This window comes from Variovorax sp. Soil_C_19 (assembly GCF_057657255.1).
The window spans coordinates 1-4770 of sequence record NZ_JBDGIV010000028.1; the positions used below are offsets into that span (position 1 = coordinate 1).

Annotated in this window: 3 protein-coding genes and 1 pseudogene; all 4 read left to right on the forward strand. The window is 67.6% G+C overall.

Annotated elements, in window-relative coordinates:
• Positions 1 to 92 (forward strand): annotated as a pseudogene (locus AC3A6R_RS27015) (chemotaxis protein CheW); the annotation flags it as partial.
• 55 nt (positions 93 to 147) lie between these two features.
• Entirely contained in the window at positions 148 to 1872 is a 1725-nt protein-coding gene (locus AC3A6R_RS27020; RefSeq protein WP_487866166.1) for a methyl-accepting chemotaxis protein, read from the forward strand.
• 19 nt (positions 1873 to 1891) lie between these two features.
• Complete coding sequence (locus AC3A6R_RS27025) at positions 1892 to 3616, forward strand: methyl-accepting chemotaxis protein (protein WP_487866167.1); 1725 nt, start codon at positions 1892 to 1894, stop codon at positions 3614 to 3616.
• Positions 3617 to 3652: 36 nt separating this feature from the next.
• Positions 3653 to 4770, forward strand: a 1118-nt coding sequence (locus AC3A6R_RS27030) for an MCP four helix bundle domain-containing protein (RefSeq protein ID WP_487866168.1), incomplete at its 3' end; no start/stop codon positions are given.

The following is a 4770-nucleotide window of genomic DNA, read 5'->3' on the forward strand; positions in this document are numbered from 1 at the left end:
GCACGCTCGACGAGCGGATGCTGATCCTGGTGGACATCGATCGGCTGATGTCGAGCGAGGAAATGGGCCTGGTCGAACGGGCCGCCGCCTGAGTTGATGGCAGGCGCGCGCTGCGTGCCTTCCCGGTCTGAAATTTTGGAGCAATGAATGTTTTTGAGCAACGTGTCCATCGGGAAGCGGCTGGCCGTCGTGATCGGCGCCATCCTTGCGCTTTCCCTCACGAGCAGCGTGGTGGCGATGCTGGAGCTGCGGGAGTTGGGCGTCGAGATCGACGCAATGGTCGAGAAGAACGTCAAGACCGAACGTGCGGGCGCCGACTGGCTGCGCCACACCACGGCCGGTGTGCAGCGTGCCGCAGCCATTGCGAAAAGCAGCGATTCGAGCCTCATCGCCTACTTCGCACCGCACACGGCCGCCGCCATCAAGGAAACCAACGACCTGCAGAAGTTCATCGAGGAGCAGATGGACACGCCCGAGAAGAAGCAGGTGTTCGACAAGGTCGGTGAGTTGCGCAAGGCCTACCTCGCCGCGCGCGAGGAGGTCAGCAAGGCCAAGCTCGCGGGCGACGTGGAGGGTGCCGACAGGATCTTCAACGAGCGCTTCGAACCCACCTCGCGCAGCTATCTCGCGGGCGTGCAGCAGATGGTGGACGCCGAGCGGGCCCAGCTGGACGCCGCGGCCGCACGCGGCAAGGAAACGCGCGCCGCCACGAGCATGGTGCTGATCGTCTGCAGCGTGCTGTCGCTGGCCCTGGGCCTGGTGCTCGCATGGCTCCTGGTCCGCAGCATCACGCGTCCGCTGCGCCGCGCCGTCGAGGTGGCCGAGGCAGTGGCCGCCGGCGACCTCACGAGCCGCATCGATGCGACGACGCGCGACGAGACCGGCCAGCTCATGCAGGCTCTCAAGGGCATGAACGGCAGTCTCGCCAAGGTCGTCGGCGAAGTTCGCCACGGCACCGACGCCATCGCCACCGCCTCGGGCCAGATCGCCGCAGGCAACCAGGATCTCTCTTCGCGCACCGAAGAGCAGGCCAGCTCGCTCGAGCAGACGGCCGCCTCGATGGAAGAGCTGACCTCGACCGTCAAGCAGAACGCCGACAACGCTCGCCAGGCCAACCAGCTCGCGCTGTCGGCCTCCGAAGTGGCCGTGAAGGGCGGCGACGTCGTCGGCCAGGTGGTCGACACCATGGCCTCGATCAATGCCTCGTCGCGCAAGATCGTCGACATCATCGGCGTGATCGACGGGATTGCGTTCCAGACCAACATCTTGGCGCTCAATGCAGCGGTCGAAGCGGCACGCGCCGGTGAGCAGGGCCGCGGCTTCGCAGTCGTGGCCTCGGAAGTCAGAAGCCTTGCGCAGCGCTCGGGCGCGGCCGCCAAGGAGATCAAGGGCCTGATCGACGACTCTGTCGGCAAGGTCGAGGCGGGCAGCCGGCAGGTGGCCGAGGCGGGCCGTACGATGGAAGAGATCGTCGACAGCGTCAAGCGCGTGACCGACATCATGGGCGAGATCACCGCGGCGAGCCAGGAGCAGAGCACGGGCATCGAGCAGGTGAACCAGGCGATCGCGCAGATGGACCAGGTGACGCAGCAGAACGCCGCGCTGGTCGAAGAGGCCGCGGCCGCGGCGCAGTCGATGCAGGAGCAGACCACGAGCCTCGTGCAGGCCGTCAGCGTGTTCCGGCTCGATGGCGGCGAGGCCCCTCCCGCGCTCGCCCAGCTGCAGGCCAAGCCGCAACCGGTGCTGCCGCAGCGCAAGGCCGCCCCCGCATTGAAGGCGCCCGCCCGCGCCGCGTCAGCACCCCGCGCGGCACCGCAGCCCAGGCTCGCCGCGGCGACGGCCGCCGGTGCGGGCGACTGGACCGAGTTCTAACCCACCCAGGACAACAAAAATGAAATGGTTCCAGTCGCTTCGTGTTGCCACGAGGCTGATCCTCAGTTTTCTCGTGGTCGCGACCGTGGGGGCCGCGCTCGGCGGTCTCGGCATCTTCCAGATGGGACGCATCAATGCGTCGACTGAAAGCCTTTACAACGACGACCTGCGCGCCATCAAGGCGGTGCAGGCAGCGAACATCCACCTGCTCGACGCGAGCCGTGCCCAGATGAGCCTGCTGTCTGCCGGCACCAAGGGCGAGCGCAACCGCGGCTTCGCCGAGCTCGGCAATGCCGTGAAGGGCGTCGAGTCCAGCGTGGCCGAGGCGCAGCCGCTGCTCGAGCAGGCGCCCGAAGGCCGCGAACTGGTCGCGCAATACCAGCGCCTGATGCCGCCGCTCAAGAAGCACCTGTCCGATTTCGCGGACCTCATCGGCAAGCAGTCGCTCGACAGCTCGCAGTTCGAAGGCAGCGTGCCGCAGGAGAGCGAAGCCCTGCTGAAGGAATCGCGCGCCCTCGAGAAGGTTCTGCAGAGCATGGTCGCCTACAGCGACCAGCATGCGCGCGACAGCATGGAAGCCGCTGCGAGCACCTTCGAGACCTCGCGGCTGCTGATGGCGCTGATGGCGCTGGCCGGCATCGTGATCAGCGTGGGCCTCGGTTTGCTCGTGGCCCGCCTGTTGTCGCGGCAGCTCGGCGGCGAGCCCGGCTACGCGGCCGAGGCGGTCGGCCGGATCGCGGCCGGCGACCTGACCCAGGCGGTGCAGGCGAAATCCGCGCGCAGCGGCAGCCTGCTGTTCTCGATCGGGCGCATGCAGGACCAGCTCACGCACGTCGTGACGCGCATCAAGGGCGCGAGCGACGCCATCGCCACCGCCTCGGGCCAGATCGCCGCGGGCAACCAGGATCTCTCGTCGCGCACCGAGGAACAGGCCAGCTCGCTCGAGCAGACGGCGGCCTCGATGGAAGAGCTGACCTCGACCGTCAAGCAGAACGCCGACAACGCTCGCCAGGCCAACCAGCTCGCGCTCTCGGCCTCGGAAGTGGCAGTGAAGGGCGGCAATGTGGTCGGCCAGGTGGTCGACACCATGGCCTCGATCAATGCCTCGTCGCGCAAGATCGTCGACATCATCGGCGTGATCGACGGCATCGCGTTCCAGACCAACATCCTGGCGCTCAATGCGGCGGTCGAAGCGGCACGTGCAGGCGAACAGGGCCGCGGCTTCGCCGTGGTGGCCTCGGAAGTGCGCAGCCTGGCGCAGCGCTCGGGCGCGGCGGCCAAGGAGATCAAGGGCCTGATCGACGACTCGGTCGGCAAGGTCGACCGGGGCAGTGCACTCGTGGGCGAGGCCGGCAAGACGATGGAAGAGATCGTCGGCAGCGTCCGGCGCGTGACCGACATCATCGGCGAGATCACCGCGGCGAGCCAGGAGCAGAGCACGGGGATCGAGCAGGTGAACCAGGCGATCGCGCAGATGGACCAGGTGACGCAGCAGAACGCCGCGCTGGTCGAAGAGGCCGCGGCCGCCGCGCAGTCGATGCAGGAGCAGGCCGCCAGCCTGGTCGATGCGGTGAGCGTGTTCCGGCTCGAAGCCGGCGCACAGCCGGTGCACGTCGAGCCGGTGCAGGCGCAGGCGCCGCTGCGCCGTCCGGCGATGAAGCCGCGTCCGCCGAAAGAGGCCATCGCCTCCGCGGCGCCCCTGGCCCTCGCCCGCGGCACCGCGGGCGACTGGACCGAGTTCTGAACCCGGGCCCTCCGTTTTTTCTCACGAACATCCACCATGAACTTTCTTTCCAACACACGCATCGGGACGCGCCTGGCCATCGGCTTTGGCTTGGTTCTCGCCCTTACCCTGGTGTCTGCCGCCTACGCGCTGATGACCGCCCGCAGCAACGCCGAGGCCACGCGGCAGATGATGCGCAGCCCGCTCGCGAAAGAGCGGCTGATCTCCGACTGGTACGTGCTGACCTACTCGGCCATTGCACGCACCGCGATGATCGCGCGCACCACCGACGAGACCCTGCCCGTCACCTTTGCCGACGTCATCTCCGACAGCGTGAAGAAGGGCGGCGAGACCATGGCCAAGGTCGAGGCGCTGCTGGTCACCGACCTGGAGAAGTCGACCTACAAGAACATCGTCGAGCTGCGCGTCAAGTACCAGTCCGCCAAGGACGCGGTGCAGAAGGCCAAGGCCGGCGGCGTGCCCGGCGAGGCCGAGAATGTCTTCAAGGACGTGTTCCAGCCGGCCGCCAAGGCCTACGAAACGCGCGTGCTCGACCTGCTGGCACTCGAACGCAACGCCATCGACGAGATGAGCCAGCGCATCGACGCCGCAAACGATCGCAGCTTCAACCTGCGCATCGTGCTCACGGCGCTCACGCTGCTGATCGGCGCGCTCTGCGCCTGGCTGATCGCGCGCAGCGTGACCCGCCCGCTGGCGCATGCCGTCACCGTCGCCGAGACGGTGGCCAGCGGCGACCTCAGCGCGAACATCCAGGCCGATTCACGCGACGAGACCGGCCAGCTCATGCAGGCGCTCAAGCACATGAACGAGAGCCTCGCCAAGGTGGTGAGCGAAGTTCGCCAGGGCACCAATGCCATCGCGACCGCCTCGGGCCAGATCGCAGCAGGCAACCAGGATCTCTCGTCGCGCACCGAGGAACAGGCCAGCTCGCTCGAGCAGACGGCCGCCTCCATGGAAGAACTCACGAGCACCGTCAAGCAGAACGCCGACAACGCCCGCCAGGCGAACCAGCTCGCGCTCTCGGCCTCCGAAGTGGCCGTGAAGGGCGGCGACGTCGTCGGCCAGGTGGTCGACACCATGGCCTCGATCAATGCCTCGTCGCGCAAGATCGTCGACATCATCGGCGTGATCGACGGCATCGCGTTCCAGACCAA

What these genes read in the sequence shown, in the direction of transcription:
- AC3A6R_RS27020 (WP_487866166.1), top strand. Translation starts at nt 148, where the DNA reads ATGTTTTTGAGCAACGTGTCCATCGGGAAGCGGCTGGCCGTCGTGATC.
- AC3A6R_RS27025 (WP_487866167.1), top strand. Translation starts at nt 1,892, where the DNA reads ATGAAATGGTTCCAGTCGCTTCGTGTTGCCACGAGGCTGATCCTCAGT.